The organism is Rhodococcus sp. TAF43, from assembly GCF_052113525.1.
Taxonomy (GTDB): domain Bacteria; phylum Actinomycetota; class Actinomycetes; order Mycobacteriales; family Mycobacteriaceae; genus Prescottella.
The window spans coordinates 36,800-57,416 of record NZ_JBFRDL010000022.1 but is presented as its reverse complement, the minus strand read 5'-3'; the positions used below and the strand labels follow the sequence as shown (position 1 = coordinate 57,416).

The window sequence follows — 20,617 nt, the reverse complement described above, 5'->3', positions numbered from 1 at the left end:
GAGCCGGATCCGGGTTACGCGATCAACGCGAATCCCGAATCTCGACCGTTCTTCCGAAGGCTCCCCGGTGATCGCCGGATCTCAGCCGTATGTGCGTTCAGTCTAACCCTGAGCCGAATTCCCGTCGGAATCACCGTGGTCGGACTCGACGTCACCGTTCTTCGTGTCGGCCGGCGTAACGGCCGGTGCCGCCTTCCTGCTCGCCAGCGCACTGACGAGCAGGAGGACGGCACCCGCGACACAGACTGCGATGCATCCCCAGGCCCAGAGGACGGAACCCGTCATCAAGGCGATCACCAGCAGGGTAAAACCCACTGCCGCGAGGACCAGCGTCATGACCAGCACGATTCACCCTCTACTCGAGAGCCGGCCGGGCGTCGGCTCAGTCAGCTGTTTCCCTTGGCGAACGACTGGCTGAAGCCGGACTGGTTGAAAGCGTCCTGGCCACCGTCGACCGGCACGGCCGAGCCGCGCTGCTCCAGCTCCTCGAGCTGCGACTCGAGGTACGACTTGAGCCGCACCCGGTACTCGCGCTCGAACGTCTTCAGCTGCTCGATCCGACCCTCGAGGACGGAACGCTGCTGGTTGATCGTCGCCATGATCTCGGTGTGCTTCTTCTCGGCGTCGGCCTGCAGCGCATCGGCCTTCTCCTTGGCCTGCCGCAGCTGGGTCTCCGAGCGGGTCTGGGCGTCCGAGAGGAGCGACTCCGACTTCTGCTTGGCGTCCGAGACCATGGTCTCCGACTTCTGCTTGGCGTCGGAGACCATGGTCTCCGCCTTGGTGCGCGCATCGGTGACGAGGCGCTCCGAGTTGGTGCGGGCGTCGCTGAGGAGCTGCTCCGCCTCGACCTTGGCGTCGCCCGTCAGGCGGTCGGCCATCTCCTGCGCGAGGCCGAGGACCTTCGCGGCCTGCATATTGGCGTCCTCCGACGGACGCGGCGCTGCCGCGGGAACCGGAGCAGCCTTGGGCTGTTCGACGACTCGAACCGGTTCCGGCGCGGGAGCCGGAGCGGGCGCCGGCGCGGCGGCCGAACGCGGAGCCTTCTTCGCCTCGGCCAACTCCTGGTCGAGCTCGCCTACGCGCTGACGGAGATCTGCATTCTCCTCGATGAGCCGGGACAGCTCCTGCTCGACCAGATCGAGGAAGGCGTCGACCTCGTCCTCGTTGTAGCCACGCTTCCCGATCGGAGGCTTGCTGAACGCGACGTTGTGCACATCAGCTGGAGTCAGCGGCATGGAAGGATCCCTTCACGCGTCAATTGGCGGTCTAGCACGCATTGAGTTCTAGGGCATTGCGCGTACTCGTTAACCATTTCGTTACCCGTCACACTGTAACTGCGGGTCATTCTGTCACACCAAACCCGAAGGTGAAGCTAGTCCCGAGACCACCTGCATGAGGATGAACAGCAGGAACAGCAGCACCATGATCGACAGGTCGAGCCGGACCCCACCGAGCGAAATCGGTGGAATGAGCCGGCGAAGAAGCTTCACCGGCGGGTCTGTGACCGTGAAGATCGCCTCGAGCACGATCACGACGAAACCCGTCGGTCTCCAGTCACGGGCGAACACCCGGATGAACTCGACGATGATCCGTCCGATGAGCAACAACCAGAAGATGAACAGGATCACGTAGATCACCGAGAACACGGCCACACCTTCACTCTGCCTGACAATGACCGGTCGATCAAAACGATCTCGCTAGCCGAGTCGCGCATCACACTCGCGCGCAGTCGACGACTCGGTCTCATCGGCGGATCGCCCGTTCGGACCGCGGACTACTTCTGGTTGTAGAACCCGGTCTCCGCGATGCGGCGCCGCTCCTCGGCGGAAACGTCGATGTCGGCGGGTGACAGCAGGAACACCTTGGTCGCGACCTTGTCGAACGACCCGCGGAGCGCGAAGGCGAGCCCGGCAGCGAAGTCGACGAGTCGCTTGGCATCGGCGTTGCTCATCTCGACGAGATCCATGATCACCGGCGTGCCGTCGCGGAAGCGCTCGCCGATGGTGCGGGCCTCGCCGTAGTCCCGGGGACGCAGCGTGGTGATCTTGGACAGCGGCCCGCCCTCGTCGACCACCGACCGGCGGCTCTCGTGCCGCTCCATCCGCGGGTCGACGGCGAGTGCGCCGCGGGTGGCGCCGCGCGGTGCAGCACCTCGTGGCGCGATGGGCTCGACCCGCGCCGACGAACGGGGAGCGGACTCGTAGCGGTCGAAATCACTCTCGACCTCGTCACGGCGGGACGCCGCGTAACCGGGCTCGGCGTACTCGCGGCGGCCCTGCCCGGGCTCGTCGATGTAGTCGTCCTCGAAATCCTCGAGGGGAACCATGCCGAAGTAAGCCTTGAACTTGTGCAGGCTGCTCATTGATCGACCTTCCTGGGCGCGGCGGACTGGTTCTGACGAATCCTGCGGTCGACCGCAGAGATCTTCTTGGTGTTACTGGTGTGACTGGTGATCATTTCGAGACTATCGGTCGGCGGCCGAGGAGGGCGGTTCCGACACGCACACAGGTCGACCCGTGGCGGACCGCGGCCTCGAGATCACCGGTCATCCCGGCGGACAACGTCGTCGCCTCGGGATGCGTGCGCAGAAGGTTCGCGTGGAGCGTCGAGAGTCGCGCGAATGCAGCGTCGGGGTCGACGCCCAACGGCGGCACACCCATGATTCCGCCGAGCACCAGGTTCGACGACCCCGCTACGCGATCGGCCAGCTCGCCGAGATCCCCGGCCGGTACCCCACCACGGTCCGGATCGGCATCCAGGCTCACCTGGAGGAGAACCTCGAGCGGATCCGATCGAGCGCCCTCGTCGAGCGCACCCGCGGCCGCGCGGTCGAGCGCATCGGCGAGCCTGACGCTGTCGAGCGAGTGGACCGTGTCGGCCCAGCGCACGACCGACTTGACCTTGTTTCGCTGCAGGCGACCGATCATGTGCCAGCGCACCGACTCGTCGGCGCCCGGAGTCGACCGGAAGTCGGCCACCTTGGTGCCGGCCTCGGGTTCGCGCGACTCCCCGAACGCCCGGAAACCGAGATCGTAGAGAATCCGGACATCCGTCACCGGGTAGAACTTCGTCACCGGTAGCAGCGCCACCTCGGTGAGAGGGCGCCCGGCTTCCCGGCAGGCCGCGTCGAGTCTGGCGCGGACCGCCGTCAGCGCCGATGCGATTTCGTCGTGCCTACTCATCGGCCGTCAACTCGATCCCGTCACTCTTCCCCGGGTGGGTCCATCCAGATCACCGCTGCCAGGCGGCCCGTGGGCGCTCCCCGGCGGTGGCTGAACAACGTTGCATCCTCGATCGTGCACCGCGGATCCTCGGCGACACCCGAGACCCCGGCGGCCAGCAACTGCCGCCGCAGACCGGCTCGCAGATCGAGCCCCGGCGTGCCCTTGACCGTGCGAGTGGCGCTGCCGGGCAGGAACTTCTCGACATCGGCCTGCATCGCGGCCGGAACCTCGTACTGACGACCGCTCGCCGCGGGCCCGAGGAACGCGCCGATCCGCTCGGGCCGCGCGCCCTGCTCGATCATCGCGCCGATCACCTTGGGCACGATGCCGATCCGGGCTCCGATCCGACCGGCGTGCACGGCGGCGATGACGCCGGCCTCGTCGTCGGACAGCAGGATCGGCACGCAGTCGGCGCTCAGTGTGACCAGGGCCAGACCGGGCACCGTGGTCACCAGCGCGTCGGTGGCGGGAACGGGACCGTCGACAGGACCGTCGACGACCGTGACGTTCCGGCTGTGGATCTGTTCCATCCACACCAAGCGCTCGAACGGCAGCCCGATGCCGTCGGCGAGCCGGCGGCGGTTCGTATCCACCGCAGCCGGATCGTCGCCGACGTGATCACCGAGATTGAACGACTCGTACGGCGCCGCGGACACACCACCGGCTCGGGTCGTCACGACCCGCCGGACCCGGACACCCGTCACGGAAACCCCGCTCAACGGCGCATGAAGGAAGGCACATCGACGTCGTCGTCTTCGCCTTCCTCGTTGCTGACCGGTACTGCACGGGAAGCACTGCCACCCAGCGGCGGCAGGGTCGACCCCGTGGGCGCGCCGACCGGCTCACGCGGAGCCGCCGGAGCCGCCGGTGCGGGCTCGGCGGGTGCCGCCGCGGCGCGCTCGGACTGCCCGACCTCGCCGGCCCGTCCTGCGCCGATGTTCCCGCGGCCGATGGCCGACTGGACCTCGAGCGGCCGCTTGGCCGGCGCTCCGCCGTCGAAGCCCGCGGCGATCACGGTGACGCGAACCTCGTCGCCGAGCGAATCGTCGATCACCGTTCCGAAGATGATGTTCGCGTCGATGTGCGCGGCCTCCTGGACCAGCGACGCCGCCTCGTTGATCTCGAACAAACCCAGGTCCGAACCGCCGGCGATCGACAGCAGCACTCCGCGCGCGCCCTCCATCGACGCTTCCAGCAGCGGCGAGTTGATCGCGGTCTCGGCGGCCTTGATCGACCGGCCCTCCCCACGGGAGGAGCCGATGCCCATGAGCGCGCTTCCGGCGCCGGACATGACGCTCTTGACGTCGGCGAAGTCGACGTTGATCAGACCCGGCGTGGTGATCAGGTCGGTGATGCCCTGGACACCGTTGAGGAGCACCTCGTCGGCGCTGCGGAACGCGTCCATGAGGCTGACGGCGGCATCGCCCAGCTGAAGCAGCCGATCGTTGGGGATCACGATCAGGGTGTCGCAGGACTCACGCAGAGCGGAGATCCCGGACTCGGCCTGCGAACCGCGGCGCTTGCCCTCGAAGGAGAACGGCCGCGTGACGACACCGATGGTGAGGGCGCCGAGCTTGCGGGCGATGCTCGCGACGACCGGGGCACCACCGGTACCGGTGCCACCACCCTCGCCCGCGGTGACGAACACCATGTCGGCCCCCTTGAGGACCTCCTCGATCTCGTCCTTGTGATCCTCGGCGGCCTTGCGGCCGACCTCCGGGTCGGCGCCGGCGCCGAGACCACGGGTCAGTTCGCGACCCACGTCGAGCTTGACGTCGGCGTCGGACATGAGCAGCGCCTGCGCGTCGGTGTTGACCGCGATGAACTCGACTCCCTTGAGTCCCTGCTCGATCATGCGGTTGACCGCGTTGACGCCGCCGCCGCCGATACCGACGACCTTGATTACGGCGAGGTAATTGTGCGGGGGCGTCATGGGCTCTCGCCTTCCGTGAGTGGATTTCGCGCTCGTACTAGGGGTGATTATGGAAAACCCTCAACCTCAACCACAGGGTTCAGGTTATGTCAAGTAGTCCCTTGGGGCGAAACGCTATGCAGTGCCACAGCGATCCGCCAGCAGGCGCGCCGACACGCGCCAAGTTTTTGCGGGGCACGGAGCCCCCGATCCGCTCGTGGCGTGAGCCTCCGGATCGCCCATCACTTTACTGTGGGCAGTTCGGGACTCGACACATCGAAGATCCGACCGGGCTGTGTCAACAGTGCGGAGACCACTGCCGACTTCCTCTCGGAATCGTCGACACCGCCCCACACCACGACACGGCCGTCCACCAGAGTAACCGAGACACTCGAAATCGTCGGTGCGGCAACCTCGGACACCTGGACCCGGACCGCCTCCGGCAGCGACCCGAGCACCTCCAGCGCAGCCTGGGTGGCGTGGTCGGCCTCGGTCGGTGTCGGCGTGACGAGTCGCACCACACCGAACGGCGGCGGCTCGACGGCGTAGTCCACCCCGGTGGCGTCCATCAGATGCGTTCCGTCCGGGGAATCGAAGAACACCACCGGAATCCGCTCGCGGACGGTCACCCGCACGGTCGACGGATATTCGCGCTGCACCCGCGCTTCCGCGACCCGGGGTATCCCCGCGACACGCTTGGCCGCTGCCGCGGTGTCGACCCGCAGCAGTGGAGTCCCGTCCGCGATCCCCGCGACCGGCAGGACCTCCTCCGCGGTGAGGAAGCCGTCACCGACGTACTCGACCTGACGGACCGACATCATCGGGCTGAACCACAGCGCGGCGCCGAGGCCGCCGAGCACGACCACCACGGCGGTCGCGATCAGGAAAACCTTGCGCCGCAACGACCGGGCGCGCGCCCGCTCCTCCGAACCGCGATCGGCGGTCTTCGCCTCCGACTCCGGTCCGTTCCCGTCGCGCCGACCGGACGACGTCGCCTGGCGCGGCGAACTCCGGCGCGTGCGATCGCCGCGCGACCGGCGCGCATCGGGCCGGCCGCTGCGGGGTCGACCCCGACGATCGGCCGTCACTGCGGCTCCGAACCCGATCCCGCCGAACGACCACCGTGGTTGGGCCGCGACCGCAGTGCATCGAGTATCGGACCACCGAGCATCGTCACGTCGCCCGCACCCATCGTGATCAGGACGTCGCCGGGCTCGACGAGTCCGGCGAGCTGACGCGGCACCTGGGACCGATCGGGCTGATAGTGAACAGGTTTCGTGAGCGCCTGCGCGACCAGCGCGCCGCTCACTCCGGGGATCGGCTCCTCGCGCGCGCCGTACACGTCGAGCACTACGACCTCGTCCGCCAGGTCGAGCGCCTCGCCGAACTCCTGCGCGAACGTCACTGTCCGCGAGTACAGATGCGGCTGGAACACCACGACGACACGGCCCTGCCGGCCGTCGTTGTCGACCAGTTCCCGCGCGGCGCCGAGCACCGCCCGGACCTCGGTCGGATGATGCGCGTAGTCGTCGAACACCCGGACCCCGCGCTCGCGGCCGGTGAGCTGGAACCGGCGGTGGACCCCACCGAACCCGGCCAGCCCCTCGAGCAGTTCGTCCACCGACGCGCCGGCGTCCACGCCCGCGAGCAACGCGGCAAGCGCGTTGAGCGCCATGTGCTTTCCGGGCACGCCCAACCGCAACGTGCGCGGCTCGACCTCGCCGGCGAAGCGGATGTGCGCCACTCCCCCGACGTCACGCGCCTCCCAGGACAGCAACTCCACACCCACCGGAACCGGACCGGCGGACGCGGCGGCCTCCGCCGTGCCGTAGCCGACGACCCGTACCGCGCTACCGGACTCCACCGTTCGCCGCGCGAGCGCAGCCGACCCCGGATCGTCGAGGCACGCCACGAGCAGGCCGTCCGGAGCGATCCGCGCGACGAAGTCGTCGAAGACCTGGACGTACGCCTCACTGCTACCGAAGAAGTCGAGATGGTCCGCCTCGATGTTGGTGACCACCACGACGTCCGGGTCGTACTGGAGCAGCGAGCCGTCGCTCTCGTCGGCCTCCGCGACGAAGACCTCACCCGAGCCGTGATGGGCGTTGGTACCGGCCTCGTTCAGTTCGCCGCCGACCGCGAAGGACGGGTCGAATCCACAGTGCTGCAACGCGACCACGAGCATCGAGGTCGTCGAGGTCTTGCCGTGCGTGCCCGACACCAGGAGCGTGCGATGCCCGCGCATCAGCGACGCCAGGACCGCGGGGCGCAGGATCACCGGAATGCCGCGCTTCGCGGCCTCGACGAGCTCCGGATTGTCCTTCGGGATCGCGGCGTGCGTGGTGACGACGGCCGTCGGGCCACCCGGCAGCAGATCGAGGGCGCTCGCATCGTGGCCGATGCGGACGACAGCGCCGCGAGCACGCAGCGCGAGCACGCCGCGGCTCTCCTTGGCGTCCGAGCCGGACACCTGCCCACCCCGGGAGAGCAGGATCCGCGCGATGCCGGACATTCCGGCACCTCCGATGCCGACCATGTGTACCCGCTCGAGACCCGCGGGTAGCTGCTCGTTCATCGGTTTCCCCTTGCTACATCGACAACGATCTGTGCGACGGTCGCCGCCGCACTGCGGTGGCCGGCACCGGCCGCGCTGCGGCCCATCTCCTCGAGCCGTGCGCGGTCGGCGAGCAACGGCACCACGGTCTCCGACACGTAGTGCGGCGTCAACTCCGCATCCGGAACGATCATCCCACCTCCGGCAGCGACGACGGGCCGGGCATTGAGTTCCTGCTCGCCGTTTCCATGTGGCAACGGCACGTACACGGCGGGGAGGCCGACGGCCGAGACCTCGGCGACGGTCATGGCGCCCGAACGACAGATCACCGCGTCGGCGGCGGAGTACGCCAGGTCCATGCGCGTCAGGTACGGCACCGCCACGTACGGCGCCTCCGGATGCGACTCGACTTCCACGGAGTTCTTGGGACCGTAGGCGTGCAACACGGAGATACCGGCCGCCGCGAGCTGCGGGGCGGCACCGGCGACGGCCTCGTTGAGCGACCGGGCGCCCTGCGATCCGCCGAACACCAACAGCACCGGACCGTCCGCCGGCAGACCGAAGTGCTCACGCGCCTGCGCGCGCAGGGCCGCCCGATCGAGTCCGGTGATGGACGAGCGGACCGGGATTCCGACGATCTCGGCATCCGCGGTGCCGCGCGCGGCCACCCCGGAACCCGCGACCGCGGCCAGGACGCGACGGGCACGACGGGCACCGATCTTGTTCGCGATGCCCGCACTGGCGTTGGCCTCGTGGATCACGATCGGGATCTTCCGGCGGCGGCGCAGCAGACCCAAACCGGCAGCAAGATACGCGGGCAGCGCGACATAGCCGCCGAAGCCCACGACGACGTCCGCGTCGGTACGGTCGAGCACCGCGCGCGTGGCGGCCACCGACCGCCGAATCCGGCCGGGTAGCCGGAACAGATCCATCGTGGGCTTGCGGGGCAACGGAACCGGCGGGATCAGCTCGAGCGGATACCCCCGATCGGGGACCAGGGTGGTCTCGAGGCCTCGCTCGGTCCCGAGCGCCGTCACCACGGCGGACGGATCGAGCGCACGGATCGCGTCCGCGACAGCCATTGCCGGCTCGATGTGCCCGGCCGTCCCGCCGCCGGCCACCACCACGGACAGGCCTGTCTTGTCGCCGCTCACCTACGCGTTCCTCGCTCTCCTGGACGGGGATCGCGCGAAGTGCCCGCGCGGTCCCGATCCCTCATGGGGCCGTGGCCCCGCTTCTCGTTGTTCCGTCGACCGTCGTCGGTCGGCCGGCGTCGGGGTTGGTCGTGCCGAAGAGCACGGGTGTCCTTGGCGCCCGGGCGTTCTCCGCGGGCGGGTTGCACCTTCCGGTTCTCCGTGCGGCGCACGACGGCCGCCCCGCGCGGGCGCGGCGGGATGTACGCCGCCGGCTTGGGCAGCCGCAGCAGTCGAGACATCCGTCCGTCCTGCCCGCTGTGCAGCGCGGCGACCGCCTCCGGCTCGTGTCTCGCCGCGTTCGCGACCAGACCGAACATCAACAGTGTCGTCGCCGTCGAGGTGCCACCCGCCGACACCAGCGGCAACTGCAGACCGGTGACCGGCAGGATGCCGACGACGTAACCGATGTTGATGAACGCCTGACCGGTGATCCACGCGGTCGCGGTCGCGCTCAGCAACTGCAGGAACGGGTCCGCCGAGCGCCGCGCGATGCGCAGACCGGTGTACACGAACAGCGCGAACAACCCGATCACCGCGCCCGCCCCGATGAATCCCAGTTCCTCGCCGATGATCGCGAAGATGAAGTCATTGTGGGCGTTGGGCAGATAACTCCACTTGGCCCGGCTCTGGCCGAGCCCCTCACCGAACAGGCCACCGTCCGCGAGCGCATACTTCGCCTGCCGCGCCTGGTAACCCGCGCCCTGAGCGTCGTCACCCGGGTTCAGGAACGACTGGACGCGCGCGGACCGGTATCCCGCAGTCAGCGCGAGGGTTACGGCCGCCGCACCGCCCGCCAGGAGCACGGTGAGGAAGATCTTCAGCGGAAGGCCCGAGAACCAGAGCAGCGCCAGCAGGATGATCGCGAGCGAGATGGTGGTTCCGAGGTCGGGCTGCAGCACGATCAGGACGAAGACCAGCAGCGCCGCGGGCACCAGCGGGATCAACATCTCCTTGAGCGATGCACCCTCCCGCCGCCGCGTGGCGAGCAGGTGCGCGCCCCACACCGCGAACGCGATCTTCGCGAGTTCGGAGGGCTGCAACGAGATCGGACCGATCACGAACCAACCGCGGGTTCCCTGCGACTTCGTACCGATGCCGGGAATCAACACCAGCACCAGCATCGCGACCGTCACACCGAACGCCGGCAGCGACCACGTACGCATCACCCGGATCGGGATCAGCAGCGCGATGTAGAAGATCACCAGACCCAGCGTCGCGAAGATCAGCTGTGAGACGAACTTTCCGTACGCGGACCCGTCCCGCGCCACCGACTCGACACTCGACGACGACAGCACCATCACCAGCCCGAGCACCGTCAACAGGACCGCGATGGTGACGACGAGATGAAACGACGTCAGCGGACGAGCCAGCCACGCCCCGATCCGGGTGCGCGGCGCGCGCTCGGGGGCTCCTGTCATCCGCGGGTCCCGGACTCCGGCTCGATGTCGGCCAACGCCGTGACCGCTGCGGCGAAGCTGCGCCCGCGGTGTCCGTACGAGTCGAACATGTCGAGCGACGCGGCAGCAGGTGCCAGCAGCACGGTGTCGCCGGGAGCAGCCAGGGCCGTGGCGGCGCGCACGGCCTCCGCCATCACGGTGTCCGCGTCGGCCGCGGGAAGATCGAGGTGGAGCACGTCCGCTCCGGCGATCGGTTCGACCACGGACCCATCGTCTCCCGCGCGCACGTGAACGACCGGGACCTCGGGGGCGTGTCGCGCGAGCGCCTCGGCGATCTGATCGGCGTCACGGCCGATGAGCACCGCACCGGCCAGTCGGTCCGCGACGTCGGCGACCAGGTCGTCGATGCGAGCCCCCTTGAGCAGGCCGCCGGCGATCCACACCACCGAGTCGTGCGCGACGATCGACGACCGCGCCGCATGCGGATTGGTCGCCTTGGAATCGTCGATGAACGTGATGTCGGTGAGCCGACGGACGACCTCCGCCCGGTGCGGTCCCACCCGATGAGCCCGCAGCCCCGCATCCACCGCTGCCGGGGAGACGCCGATCGCGCGGGCCAGCGCGGCCGCCGCCAGCGCGTCGCACAGTCCGGCCGGACCCGGCGGGCTGATCTCGTCGGCCGCGACGAGGGGAACCGAATCCGCGAACGCCCGGTCGATCAGCATCCCGCCGCGAACGCCCAACTCTCCGACGTCGGGCGCATCGAGCCGGAAGCCGACGGTGTGCCCGTCACGCGGCCGCTCGACCAGCGTGGCGGCGACCGCGTCGTCGAGGCCGACGACGGCGACGCCACCGGTGAGGGCCTGCGCCTTGGCGTCCGTGTAGCCCTCCATGCCGCCGTGCCAGTCGAGATGATCCTCGGCGATGTTGAGTACGACGCCGGCTGTCGGGCGCACGGACGGCGCCCAGTGCAGCTGGAACGACGACAGCTCGACGGCGAGGACGTCGACGCGGGGCTCCTGCGCACGCAGTGCGTCGAGCACCGGCAGGCCGATGTTGCCGCACGCCGCCGACGACATGTCCGCGGCCTCGAGGATCGAGTGCAGCATCGACGTCGTCGTGGTCTTGCCGTTGGTGCCGGTCACGACCAGCCACTGTCGCGGCGGACCGTACACCCCGGCCCGGTCGACATGCCACGTGAACTCGATGTCGCCCCAGATCGGGATGCCGGCGGCCGTGGCCGCCGCGAGAACCGGCGCGTCCGGCCGGAACCCCGGACTGGTGACGACGAGGACGAACTCGGCGACGCGCGCCGGGTCGGCGACCAGGTCGTCGAGCGGCACCGTCTCGGCACCGAGCTCGGCGCAACGGGCGAGGGCGTCCACGTTGGTGTCGGTCACCGTCACCCGGGCACCGAGGTCGTGCAGCGGAGCAATCACCGCGCGGCCGGAGATGCCGGCGCCGGTCACGAGGACGCTCGCGCCGCGCAGTCGGTCCAGATCTCCCGCGTCGACTCCCGCGTCGTGTCCGGTCCCGTCGAGCTGCATCCGTCAGTCCCCGATCGCCGCGAGATATTCGCTGTAGAACAGTGCGAGGCCGATCGCGGACGCGATCGCGGCCAGCAACCAGAATCTGATGATCACCTGGGTCTCGGCCCAGCCGCCCAGTTCGAAGTGGTGGTGGAACGGCGCCATCCGGAACACCCGCCGTCGGCTCGATCGGAACACCGCCACCTGGATGACCACCGACGCCGCCTCGGCCACGAACAGGGCGCCGATGACGACCATGAGCAGCTCGGTGCGGGTGGTGATGGACAGGCCGGCCAGCATGCCGCCCAGCGCGAGCGAACCGGTGTCGCCCATGAAGATCTTCGCCGGCGCCGCGTTCCACCACAGGAAGCCGATGCATGCCGCGGCTCCGGCGGCACACAGCAACGCCAGGTCCAGCGGATCACGGACGTCGTAGCAGCCCTTCGACGGACCGAGGCTGCCCGGCCCGTCGACGCAGGCGTTCCGGTACTGCCAGAACGTGATGATCACGTATGCGCCGAGCACGAGGCTCATCGAACCGGCCGCCAGACCGTCGAGGCCGTCGGTGAGGTTCACCGCGTTCGACCACGCGCTCACCAGCAGGTAGCAGAACAGGATGAAGACGATCGATCCCATGCTGACAGTGGCGATGTCGCGCACGTACGACAGGTGCACGCTGCCCGGGGTCAGACCGCTGCCGCCGCGGAACTGCAGCGCCAGGATGCCGAACACGACCGCCGCCACCAACTGGCCGACGAGCTTGGCCGTCTTGTTCAGACCGAGGTTGCGCTGCTTGCGGATCTTGATGAAGTCGTCGAGGAACCCGACGCCACCGAGCGCGGTGGTCAGACCGAGCACCAACAGGCCCGACGCGGTCGGCCCCTCGGCGTCGTAGCCGATGCCGATGAGATGCGAGCCCCAGTAGCCGGCCCAGATTCCCGCGAGGATCGCGACGCCGCCCATCGTGGGGGTACCACGCTTTGCCTGATGGCTCGCCGGGCCTTCGACCCGGATCTCCTGCCCGAAGCCCTGCCGCGAGAAGACCTTGATCAGGACCGGCGTCAGCAGGATGGACACCGCGAGGGCGATGCCCGCGGCGAAGAGGATCTGCCTCACTGCGGCGCCTCCGAATCGGTGATCTGCGCGGCGTCGGTGGTCGGCGCGTCGAGAACCGCGTCCGCGACCTCCCACAGTCCGATCGACTGCGAAGCCTTCACCAGTACGAGATCACCGGCCTCCAGTTCCTGCTCCAGCAGCGCGATCGCACTCGCACCGTCGGGCACGTGGACCGCCTCGTCACCCCAAGAACCTTCCATCACCGCTCCCTGGTACATCGCGCGGACGGGCCGACCGGCTCCGACGAGGATCAGCTTGGTCACGTCCAGGCGCACCGCGAACCGTCCGATCGCGTCGTGCTCGACCACTGATTCTGGTCCGAGTTCCGCCATTTCGCCGAGGACTGCCCAACTCCGGCGTGCCGGACCACGACCGGACCGGGCCATCGACACGAGCGCCTTGATCGCCGCACGCATCGAATCCGGGTTCGCGTTGTACGAGTCGTTGACGACGGTGACGCCGTCGGCCCGATCGCGGACCTCCATCCGACGCGCCGAGACCGGCCCGGCGGAACCGAGCGCCGCCGCGACCTGGTCGAGCGTCGCCCCGCACTCGAGCGCGACGGCGGCCGCCGCGAGCGCGTTGCCGACCTGGTGTTCGCCGTGCACCGCGAGCGTGACCGGGATGCTGCCGGCCGGGGCGGTCAGAGTGAAACTGGCGCGCGCCTGATCGTCGAGGCGGACGTCGGTCGCGCGGACATCGGCGGCGCCGGACTGGCCCACCAGCACGACGCGTGCCCGGGTCCGCTGCGCCATCGCCGCGACCAGCGGATCATCGGCGTTGAGCACCGCGACGCCCCCCTCGGCGGCGGTCGGCAGCGACGCCGGCAGCTCGCCCTTGGTGTCGGCGATCGCCTCGCGGGAACCGAACTCGCCGAGGTGCGCCGTGCCCACATTGAGGACCACACCGATGCGCGGTGGGGCGGACTTCGCGAGGGCCGCGATGTGCCCGCGTCCGCGGGCGGACATCTCCAGGACCAGGAAACGGGTGTCGGCGTCGGCCCGGAGCGCCGTCCAGGGATGCCCGAGCTCGTTGTTGAACGAACCGGGCGGGGCCACGACGGACCCGAGGGGCGAGAGAACTGCCGCCAGCAGGTCCTTCGTGGAGGTCTTGCCGGACGAACCGGTCACCCCGACGACGGTCAGGTCCGAGTCGGCGGTGAGCCGGTCGACGCTCACGCGCGCCAGCTTCGCGAGCGCCTCGAGTACCGCCGCGCCGGAGCCGTCGGTGTCGTGTTCGAGGGCCAACGCGCCGTTGTCCGACGCGCCGAGCGGCTCGACCACGATCGCCGGGACACCGACCGGGCGGGCCGCGAGCACGGCCGCCGCGCCCGCCGCCACCGCAGCGGCCGCGTGGTCGTGCCCGTCGGTCGTCGCGCCCGGCAGCGCCAGGAACAGCCCACCCGGTGTGACCTTGCGGGAATCGAACTCCACCGTTCCCGAAACGGTGGCCGACGGATCGTCGACATCGTGGAGCGTCCCGCCGACCGCCTGTGCGATCTGGGCGAGCGTCATCGGGATCATGCGTTTCCTCCGTGTGCGGGGTCTTCGGAGGCGATCCGATCGATCGCCTCTCCCAGAACCTCGCGGTCGTCGAATGGGTACTTCACCCCGTGGATCTCCTGGCCGATCTCGTGGCCCTTGCCGGCCACGAGGACCACGTCGCCGGAGCGGGCCCAGCGGACCGCAGCGGCGATGGCCTCACCGCGGTCTCCGATCTCGAGCACCTCACCCCGCTCGGCCGCCGGAACCGACAGCGCGCCCTCCCTCAGCGCGGCCCGGATGGTGGCCGGATCCTCGGTGCGCGGATTGTCGTCGGTGATCACCAAAAGGTCCGCGCCGCGGGCCCCGGCCTCGCCCATCAGGGCCCGCTTGCCGGTGTCGCGGTCGCCGCCGGCGCCGACGACGACCGCGATCCGGCCGTCGGTCTGCCCCCGCAATGTCGCGATCACGGCCTCGACCGCAGCGGGCTTGTGGGCGTAGTCGACGACGGCCAGGAAGTCCTGCCCGCGCTCGACCCGCTGCACACGGCCGGGCACGTCGACCCCGCCGATTCCGGCGATCGCCGCGTCGACGTCCGCGCCCGCCGCCGCGCAGACCGCCACGGCCAGCACCGCGTTCGCGACGTTGTACTGCCCGGGCAGACGCAGCGACACCGAGTGCGTCGTCCCGTCCGGCCCGGTGAGCGTGAAGACCTGGCTACCCGACGGCACCGCCTCGGCCCGCCCCGCGGTCCAGTCACCCGGTCCGCTGGTGGCGACCGTGGCGACGGCGCCGGGAAGGTTCGGGTGCGCGCGGCGGGCGATGTCCGCCATCCGCGCCCCCCACTCGTCGTCGATGCAGATCACCGCGCGCTCCGCACGGACCGTCGAATCCGCCGCGAAGAGGCGGCTCTTCGCCGTGAAGTAGTCGTCGAAGTCGCGGTGGAAGTCGAGATGGTCCTGGGACAGGTTGGTGAACGCACCGATCGAGAACCGAACGCCGTCGACCCGGCCGAGAGCCAGCGCATGACTCGACACCTCCATCACCACGGTGTCGATCCCCCGCTCGAGCATCGCCGCGAACAGGGCGTGCAACTGCGGCGCCTCCGGCGTGGTGAGTGCGCTCGGCACTCGGTCCCCCGCGACGCGGGTCTCGATCGTGCCGACCAACCCGATGCTGCGACCGGCCGCCGCGAGGCCCGACTCGATCAGATATGCCGTCGTCGTCTTGCCCGAGGTTCCGGTGATGCCGACGACCTGCATCTGCTCCGACGGATGGCCGTAGATCGTGGCCGAGACCTCGCCGAGCACCCGCCGTGGTTCGGGGTGCACCAGCACCGGCAACGCGGGGACGTCGGTGGACTCACGGAACTGTCGGGCGACGAGCGTCAGACCGGCGTCGTCGGTGAACACCGCCACCGCGCCGGCCTCGACGGCCGACCCCACGAACTCGGCGCCGTGAGCACGCGCCCCCGGCAGCGCGGCGAACAGATCGCCCGCCAGCACCGACTGCGCCCGCAACTCGACGCCGGTGACCGTGGTCGGCACAGCCGCGTCCCGGTCCACTCGATCGGATCCGAGCCATTCGATCCGGGCACCGACCTTGTCGGCCAGGTCTTCCAGGTCGGTCCGGGGCGGGTTCGTCGGGCGAAGACCGCTCCCCGGCGCCGCACCCGGCATGGATGGCTGCGGACTCGGATGCACAGGCAGTGGGTCCTCTCGGAATCGAATTTCGGTTCGGGGTTCGTTCGGTCGTGTCCATCCTTGCGGACGGAGACCGACGTGTCAGATTACCGGCGGCGGCGCCACGGGCACGACCCACCATGTTCGGTACACACCGGTTACGTGGGAATCGTCACCCCGACGGGCGGGACGCGGCCCGGACGGTGTCAATCGGCCTGCAACACCAGCCGCCGACCCGGGTCCGGTGACAGCGGAACGCTGTCCCGCTGCAGGAGCCACGACGCGATGTTGTGGAACAGCGGCGCGGCCGACTGTCCCCCGCCGCCGTCGATACCGCGGACTGGCGCGTCGAGCATGATCCCGATGACATAACGCGGATCATCCGAGGGCGCGATGCCCGCGAAGGTGATCCAGTAGTTGGAGTTCGAGTAGCACCCGCAGGCAGGGTCGACCTGCTGCGCGGTACCGGTCTTGCCACTGATCTGGTAGCCGTCGACGCCCGCCTGCGGCCCGGTGCCCTGCTGGTAGCCCATCGGGTCCTTCTGGGTGACCGACCGGAACATGTCACGAGTGGTACGCGCAGTCTGCTCACTCACCACCCGCACCGGTTCGGGGCGTTCGGTCTCGATCCGGGAGCCGTCCGGCGCGAGGGTCGACTTGACGATCCGTGGAGCGATCCGCTCGCCGTCGTTGGCGATCGCCTGGTACATGCCGGTCATCTGCAGAAGCGTCATCGACAGACCCTGGCCGATCGGCAGGTTGGCGAACGTACCGCCGGACCAGTCGTCGAGGTCCGGGACGTTGCCGGCGCTCTCGCCCGGCAAGCCGACGTCGGTGCGCTGGCCGAGTCCGAACTTGTGCAGCATCTCGGCGTAGCGCTCCTCCCCGACCCGCTCGGCGAGCATCAGCGTGCCCACGTTCGACGACTTTCCGAAGACGCCGGTCGAGGTGTAGGGCGCGACGCCGTGCGCCCACGCGTCCTTGACCGAGACACCGGCCATCTGGATCGAACCGGGGACCTGGAGCACTTCCTCGGGGGTGGTCAGCCCGTACTCGATCGCCGCGGCCGCGGTCACGATCTTGTTGACCGATCCCGGCTCGAACGGCGAACTCACGGGCAGGTTGCCCATCTGGGCGGTGCGCGGGTTGTTCCCGACGCCGATGGCCGGGTTGAACGTGCCGTCGTTGGTCATCGCGAGGACTTCGGACGTCTTCGCGTCGAGCACCACCACGGACGCGTTCTTCGCACCCGACAGGTCCTTGGCCTGCTGCGTCTGCTGCTGCACGTAGTACTGCAGGTCGGAGTCGATGGTGAGTTCCACGTTGGATCCGTCCACCGCGGGCTGCAGATCTCGTCGACTGCCGGGGATGACCGCACCGTCGGACCCGCGGTCGTGCGTCTCGGAACCGTCGTTGCCGGCAAGCGTCGAATCCATCGACTCCTCGAGCCCGAGCAGTCCGTGTCCGTCCCACCCGGTTGCACCGACGATGTTCGCCGCTAGCGAACCACCCGGGTACTCGCGAATGTCCTGCCGCTCGAGTCCCACTTCCTCGAACTCGTCGGCGATGTCCGCCGCCACCGCGGGATCGACACTGCGGGCCAGGTAGACGAACGTCTCGTTGCTGCGCAGCTTGTCGAGCAGTTCGCTCTCCGAGACCGTGTCGCCGAGCCGCTCGTGGATCCCCTTCGCGATCTCCTTCAGCCGGGTGTCCGGATCGGGAGCGGTCTCGCCGGTCTCGTCTTTGGCACGCTCCTCCTCCATCCGCTTGCGCTCACGCACCGGCTGGAACGTCAGCGCCTTGGCATCGAGGGTGTAGGCCAGCTTATTGCCGTTCCGGTCGAGGATCGCACCCCGAACCGCCGGGAGGGTGACGGTCGTCGTGCGCTGATTCGCGGCCTCCGCCGACAACCGGGGCGCGTCGATCCCCTGGACCCACAGCAACTGCACCGCCACGACCCCGAGTGCAATGAGCATCGTCGCGCGGCCGTACTTGAGACGGAACCCGAAGGAATCGGTGCGCCTCGCGGCGGGCTTACGCCCCCGCGATCTCCGCGGCGGTGCGGGCCGACGCGGACGTGAGGCGGGAGTGCGTCCACCCACCGACGTCACTGCCGAGCACCCGCCGGGGGTTGAGTGATCACCGTCACAGGCGTCAATTGTTCACCGCGAGCCTGGATCCGGCCGTCGTTGACGGGCGGCGGCGTGGCGGCGGGAGGCGCGGTCGCGGGGGCAGGCGGCGTCGCCCGAGGCGCCGCCGGCTCGGCCACGGGCGGAGGCGTCCGGTCCAGCGGAGCGACCGGCTTACCCTCGGCGGGCTTCGGAGTGCCGATCACCTCGACGCTGCCGTCGGTGGACACGACCAGTCGCGCTGGATCCTTCACCGGGATCAGCCCCTGCTCGGCAGCCTTCTCCGCGAGCACCGGCGCCGAGTTGCCCGCCGCGACGTCACGCTGGAGCGCCGCCGTCCGCTCGCGCAGGCCCTGGTTGTGAGCGCGCGCGTCCGCGAGCTGGTACGAATYCTCGGCGGACCGTGTCGTCAACAGCAGAGTCGTCGCGAGACCGAGGCACAGCAGGCCGATGATGGTGGCCACGAACGGGATCCGGGCCACGATCGCGCGCGGCGACGACGGAGTCGACGCCGTCGAGGTCGGCCGGGCGCCGCCCACGACGGATGCCCGCTGCTGCCGGCGCTCGTATGCCTTCTGCGCCGCACTGGACCGCCGGACACGCGCGGACCCGATACCGGTGGACGTCATCCGAACCGTCATGTCAGTCACGCTCCAGCCCTCCTGGCGATTCGTTCCGCTGCCCGCAGACGCACGGGCGCTGCTCTCGGGTTGTCTTCGATCTCCTGTTCGGACGCACGTTCCGCTCCTCGCGTGAGAATCCGGAACTCCGGCCCCATACCCGGCAGTTCCACCGGGAGGCCTTCAGGCGTCTTCGACTTCGACAGTGGCGTCAGCTCCTGCTTGACCACTCGGTCCTCGAGCGACTGGTACGACATGAACACGACCCGACCACCGACCGCCAACGCGTCGAGGGCAGCGGGGATCGCGGCTCGCAGCGAATCGAGCTCGCCGTTGACCTCTACCCGAAGTGCCTGGAAGGTGCGCTTCGCGGGATGGCCACCCGTGCGGCGCGTAGCTGCCGGGATGGCGTCGTAGATGAGCTCGACCAGCGCGGCGCTGGTGGTGAACGGCTGCTTCTGACGACGGCGTACCACCTCGGAGGCGATCCGCCCCGCGAAGCGCTCCTCGCCGTACGTGCTCAGGATGCGCGCCAGCTCGCCGTGACTGTAGGTATTGAGCACCTCGGCCGCGGTGATCCCCGTCGTGGGGTTCATCCGCATGTCCAACGGCGCGTCGACCGAGTAAGCGAATCCGCGCTCGGCCTCGTCCAACTGCATCGACGAGACACCCAGATCGAACAGGATGCCGTGCACCGTGCCGATCGGGTCCAGGCCGGCCTCCTCGAGCGCGTGGACGATGCCGTCGTAGCGCGTGTGCACGAAGGTGGTGCGGCCCGCATAGGGGGCCAGGCGCTCGGACGCGATGCGGAGCGCCTCGGGGTCACGATCGAGCCCGATGAGATGCAGGCCGGGATAGGTCCGCAGGAAATGCTCGGAGTGCCCACCCAGACCGAGTGTCGCGTCGATCATGACCGCGCCCTCGCCGAGGGGGTTGTGGGCTGTGAGTGCCGGCCCGAGAAGGTCGTCCGCGCGGTGCAGCAGCACCGGGACATGACCGAACTCGCCGGGGACGGACCGGGTGTCGTCCTCGCCGTCGACCATGGTTCCTCCGGCTCCTGCTCGATGCTGTGGGGCTTGCACGTGGTTGGKGGTCCGAAGAGGTGGTTCGGCGGGCTGTCGTCGACTGATGCGCTGCAACGAAACTCGCGAACGTCACTCTCCGGGAGAGCGAATGCCTCGAGGTCCCTGTCCGATCGAGGAACCTGGCGCTGGGGAAGTGCGTCAGGGTCCCGGCGGTGAACCTGGCGCTGGGGAAGTGCGTCAGGGTCACACTCGGGCAGAGGCCTCGCGGCACTCGCCTGTGGCGTCGGTGGGCTAGAAGATCCCCTCGAGCGCCTCGTCTCTGGCTTGTGAGTAGCTTTCCTCGTGCTCCGCGACGTAGGACTCCCATGCCTGGGCGTCCCAAATCTCGAGGAAGTCGACCGATCCGATCACCACGCAGTCCTTCGACAACCCCGCATAGCGACGATGGTCGGAAGACAACGTGATCCGTCCCTGGGCATCGGGATGCTGCTCGTCGGTTCCCGATGCAAGCGCACGCACGAATGCGCGAGCCTGCGGATTGCTTCGGGAAGCCGCTGACGCACGACGCGCAAGCGCGGTGAACTCCTCACGGGGGTACACCGCAAGGCTGTGGTCCTGCCCTTTAGTGACCATCAACCCTCCCGCCAACGCGTCCCGGAACTTCGCAGGCAACGTGAGTCGCCCCTTGTCGTCGAGCTTCGGCGTATAGGTACCGAGAAACATCTCGACACCTCCCGCCGGGGCCCTGTGGC

Annotated in this window: 19 protein-coding genes; all 19 read right to left on the bottom strand. The window is 69.3% G+C overall.

Translation table 11 applies throughout. From position 1 onward, the window contains the following. Positions 1-102 precede the first annotated feature (102 nt). Positions 103-345: a hypothetical protein gene (locus tag AB4Z09_RS15370; RefSeq protein WP_174910997.1), complete on the bottom strand. Its 243-nt coding sequence runs from the start codon at positions 343-345 to the stop codon at positions 103-105. Between the two features lie 41 nt (positions 346-386). Continuing rightward, entirely contained in the window at positions 387-1,235 is an 849-nt protein-coding gene (gene wag31 / locus AB4Z09_RS15365; RefSeq protein WP_442240101.1) for a DivIVA-like cell division protein Wag31, read from the bottom strand. Between the two features lie 114 nt (positions 1,236-1,349). Beyond that, complete coding sequence (locus AB4Z09_RS15360; RefSeq protein ID WP_174911002.1) at positions 1,350-1,652, bottom strand: YggT family protein; 303 nt, start codon at positions 1,650-1,652, stop codon at positions 1,350-1,352. A 122-nt stretch (positions 1,653-1,774) separates the two neighbouring features. Then, positions 1,775-2,362, bottom strand: coding sequence for a cell division protein SepF (locus AB4Z09_RS15355; protein ID WP_114719296.1), 588 nt, complete (start codon positions 2,360-2,362; stop codon positions 1,775-1,777). Between the two features lie 91 nt (positions 2,363-2,453). Then, the gene (locus AB4Z09_RS15350; RefSeq protein ID WP_174911004.1) at positions 2,454-3,182 is read right to left on the bottom strand and encodes a YggS family pyridoxal phosphate-dependent enzyme; all 729 of its coding nucleotides are present in this window, start codon (positions 3,180-3,182) and stop codon (positions 2,454-2,456) included. Between the two features lie 20 nt (positions 3,183-3,202). Then, on the bottom strand, positions 3,203-3,943 hold the full coding sequence (pgeF, locus tag AB4Z09_RS15345) for a peptidoglycan editing factor PgeF (protein ID WP_254622547.1): 741 nt from the start codon (positions 3,941-3,943) through the stop codon (positions 3,203-3,205). Then, entirely contained in the window at positions 3,940-5,157 is a 1,218-nt protein-coding gene (gene ftsZ, locus AB4Z09_RS15340; RefSeq protein WP_114719294.1) for a cell division protein FtsZ, read from the bottom strand. Before ftsZ ends, pgeF begins: the two co-directional genes overlap by 4 nt. Before the next feature lie 221 nt (positions 5,158-5,378). Next, entirely contained in the window at positions 5,379-6,224 is an 846-nt protein-coding gene (locus AB4Z09_RS15335; RefSeq protein WP_174911007.1) for a cell division protein FtsQ/DivIB, read from the bottom strand. Then, the gene (gene murC / locus AB4Z09_RS15330) at positions 6,221-7,711 is read right to left on the bottom strand and encodes a UDP-N-acetylmuramate--L-alanine ligase (protein WP_174911010.1); all 1,491 of its coding nucleotides are present in this window, start codon (positions 7,709-7,711) and stop codon (positions 6,221-6,223) included. Before murC ends, AB4Z09_RS15335 begins: the two co-directional genes overlap by 4 nt. After that, entirely contained in the window at positions 7,708-8,844 is a 1,137-nt protein-coding gene (gene murG / locus AB4Z09_RS15325; RefSeq protein ID WP_442240100.1) for an undecaprenyldiphospho-muramoylpentapeptide beta-N-acetylglucosaminyltransferase, read from the bottom strand. Before murG ends, murC begins: the two co-directional genes overlap by 4 nt. Next, positions 8,841-10,304, bottom strand: a complete 1,464-nt coding sequence (ftsW, locus tag AB4Z09_RS15320) for a putative lipid II flippase FtsW (protein WP_114719290.1) — start codon at positions 10,302-10,304, stop codon at positions 8,841-8,843. The genes murG and ftsW overlap by 4 nt, the downstream gene beginning before the upstream one ends. Beyond that, positions 10,301-11,830, bottom strand: coding sequence for a UDP-N-acetylmuramoyl-L-alanine--D-glutamate ligase (gene murD / locus AB4Z09_RS15315; protein WP_174911013.1), 1,530 nt, complete (start codon positions 11,828-11,830; stop codon positions 10,301-10,303). The genes ftsW and murD overlap by 4 nt, the downstream gene beginning before the upstream one ends. Before the next feature lie 3 nt (positions 11,831-11,833). Then, entirely contained in the window at positions 11,834-12,928 is a 1,095-nt protein-coding gene (gene mraY, locus AB4Z09_RS15310; RefSeq protein ID WP_114719288.1) for a phospho-N-acetylmuramoyl-pentapeptide-transferase, read from the bottom strand. Then, positions 12,925-14,451 (bottom strand): UDP-N-acetylmuramoyl-tripeptide--D-alanyl-D-alanine ligase, encoded by a 1,527-nt coding sequence (locus tag AB4Z09_RS15305; RefSeq protein ID WP_174911016.1) that lies wholly within the window; start codon positions 14,449-14,451, stop codon positions 12,925-12,927. Before AB4Z09_RS15305 ends, mraY begins: the two co-directional genes overlap by 4 nt. Next, a complete protein-coding gene (locus AB4Z09_RS15300; RefSeq protein ID WP_174911018.1) occupies positions 14,448-16,088 on the bottom strand; it encodes a UDP-N-acetylmuramoyl-L-alanyl-D-glutamate--2,6-diaminopimelate ligase in 1,641 nt (546 codons plus the stop codon). Before AB4Z09_RS15300 ends, AB4Z09_RS15305 begins: the two co-directional genes overlap by 4 nt. Positions 16,089-16,297: 209 nt before the next feature. Next, positions 16,298-18,067, bottom strand: coding sequence for a peptidoglycan D,D-transpeptidase FtsI family protein (locus AB4Z09_RS15295; protein WP_114719286.1), 1,770 nt, complete (start codon positions 18,065-18,067; stop codon positions 16,298-16,300). A 131-nt stretch (positions 18,068-18,198) separates the two neighbouring features. After that, positions 18,199-18,861 (bottom strand): hypothetical protein, encoded by a 663-nt coding sequence (locus AB4Z09_RS15290; RefSeq protein ID WP_442240124.1) that lies wholly within the window; start codon positions 18,859-18,861, stop codon positions 18,199-18,201. A 5-nt stretch (positions 18,862-18,866) separates the two neighbouring features. Then, positions 18,867-19,883, bottom strand: a complete 1,017-nt coding sequence (rsmH, locus tag AB4Z09_RS15285; protein ID WP_114719284.1) for a 16S rRNA (cytosine(1402)-N(4))-methyltransferase RsmH — start codon at positions 19,881-19,883, stop codon at positions 18,867-18,869. Between the two features lie 273 nt (positions 19,884-20,156). Beyond that, the gene (mraZ, locus tag AB4Z09_RS15280) at positions 20,157-20,588 is read right to left on the bottom strand and encodes a division/cell wall cluster transcriptional repressor MraZ (RefSeq protein ID WP_114719283.1); all 432 of its coding nucleotides are present in this window, start codon (positions 20,586-20,588) and stop codon (positions 20,157-20,159) included. Between the last annotated feature and the right edge of the window lie 29 nt (positions 20,589-20,617).

Coding starts and splice junctions, on each gene's coding strand:
- wag31 (WP_442240101.1), bottom strand. CDS start 1,235: ATGCCGCTGACTCCAGCTGATGTGCACAACGTCGCGTTCAGCAAGCCT.
- AB4Z09_RS15355 (WP_114719296.1), bottom strand. CDS start 2,362: ATGAGCAGCCTGCACAAGTTCAAGGCTTACTTCGGCATGGTTCCCCTC.
- AB4Z09_RS15350 (WP_174911004.1), bottom strand. CDS start 3,182: ATGAGTAGGCACGACGAAATCGCATCGGCGCTGACGGCGGTCCGCGCC.
- ftsZ (WP_114719294.1), bottom strand. CDS start 5,157: ATGACGCCCCCGCACAATTACCTCGCCGTAATCAAGGTCGTCGGTATC.
- murC (WP_174911010.1), bottom strand. CDS start 7,711: ATGAACGAGCAGCTACCCGCGGGTCTCGAGCGGGTACACATGGTCGGC.
- ftsW (WP_114719290.1), bottom strand. CDS start 10,304: ATGACAGGAGCCCCCGAGCGCGCGCCGCGCACCCGGATCGGGGCGTGG.
- murD (WP_174911013.1), bottom strand. CDS start 11,830: ATGCAGCTCGACGGGACCGGACACGACGCGGGAGTCGACGCGGGAGAT.
- AB4Z09_RS15305 (WP_174911016.1), bottom strand. CDS start 14,451: ATGATCCCGATGACGCTCGCCCAGATCGCACAGGCGGTCGGCGGGACG.
- AB4Z09_RS15300 (WP_174911018.1), bottom strand. CDS start 16,088: ATGCCGGGTGCGGCGCCGGGGAGCGGTCTTCGCCCGACGAACCCGCCC.
- AB4Z09_RS15295 (WP_114719286.1), bottom strand. CDS start 18,067: ATGCTCATTGCACTCGGGGTCGTGGCGGTGCAGTTGCTGTGGGTCCAG.
- rsmH (WP_114719284.1), bottom strand. CDS start 19,883: ATGGTCGACGGCGAGGACGACACCCGGTCCGTCCCCGGCGAGTTCGGT.
- mraZ (WP_114719283.1), bottom strand. CDS start 20,588: ATGTTTCTCGGTACCTATACGCCGAAGCTCGACGACAAGGGGCGACTC.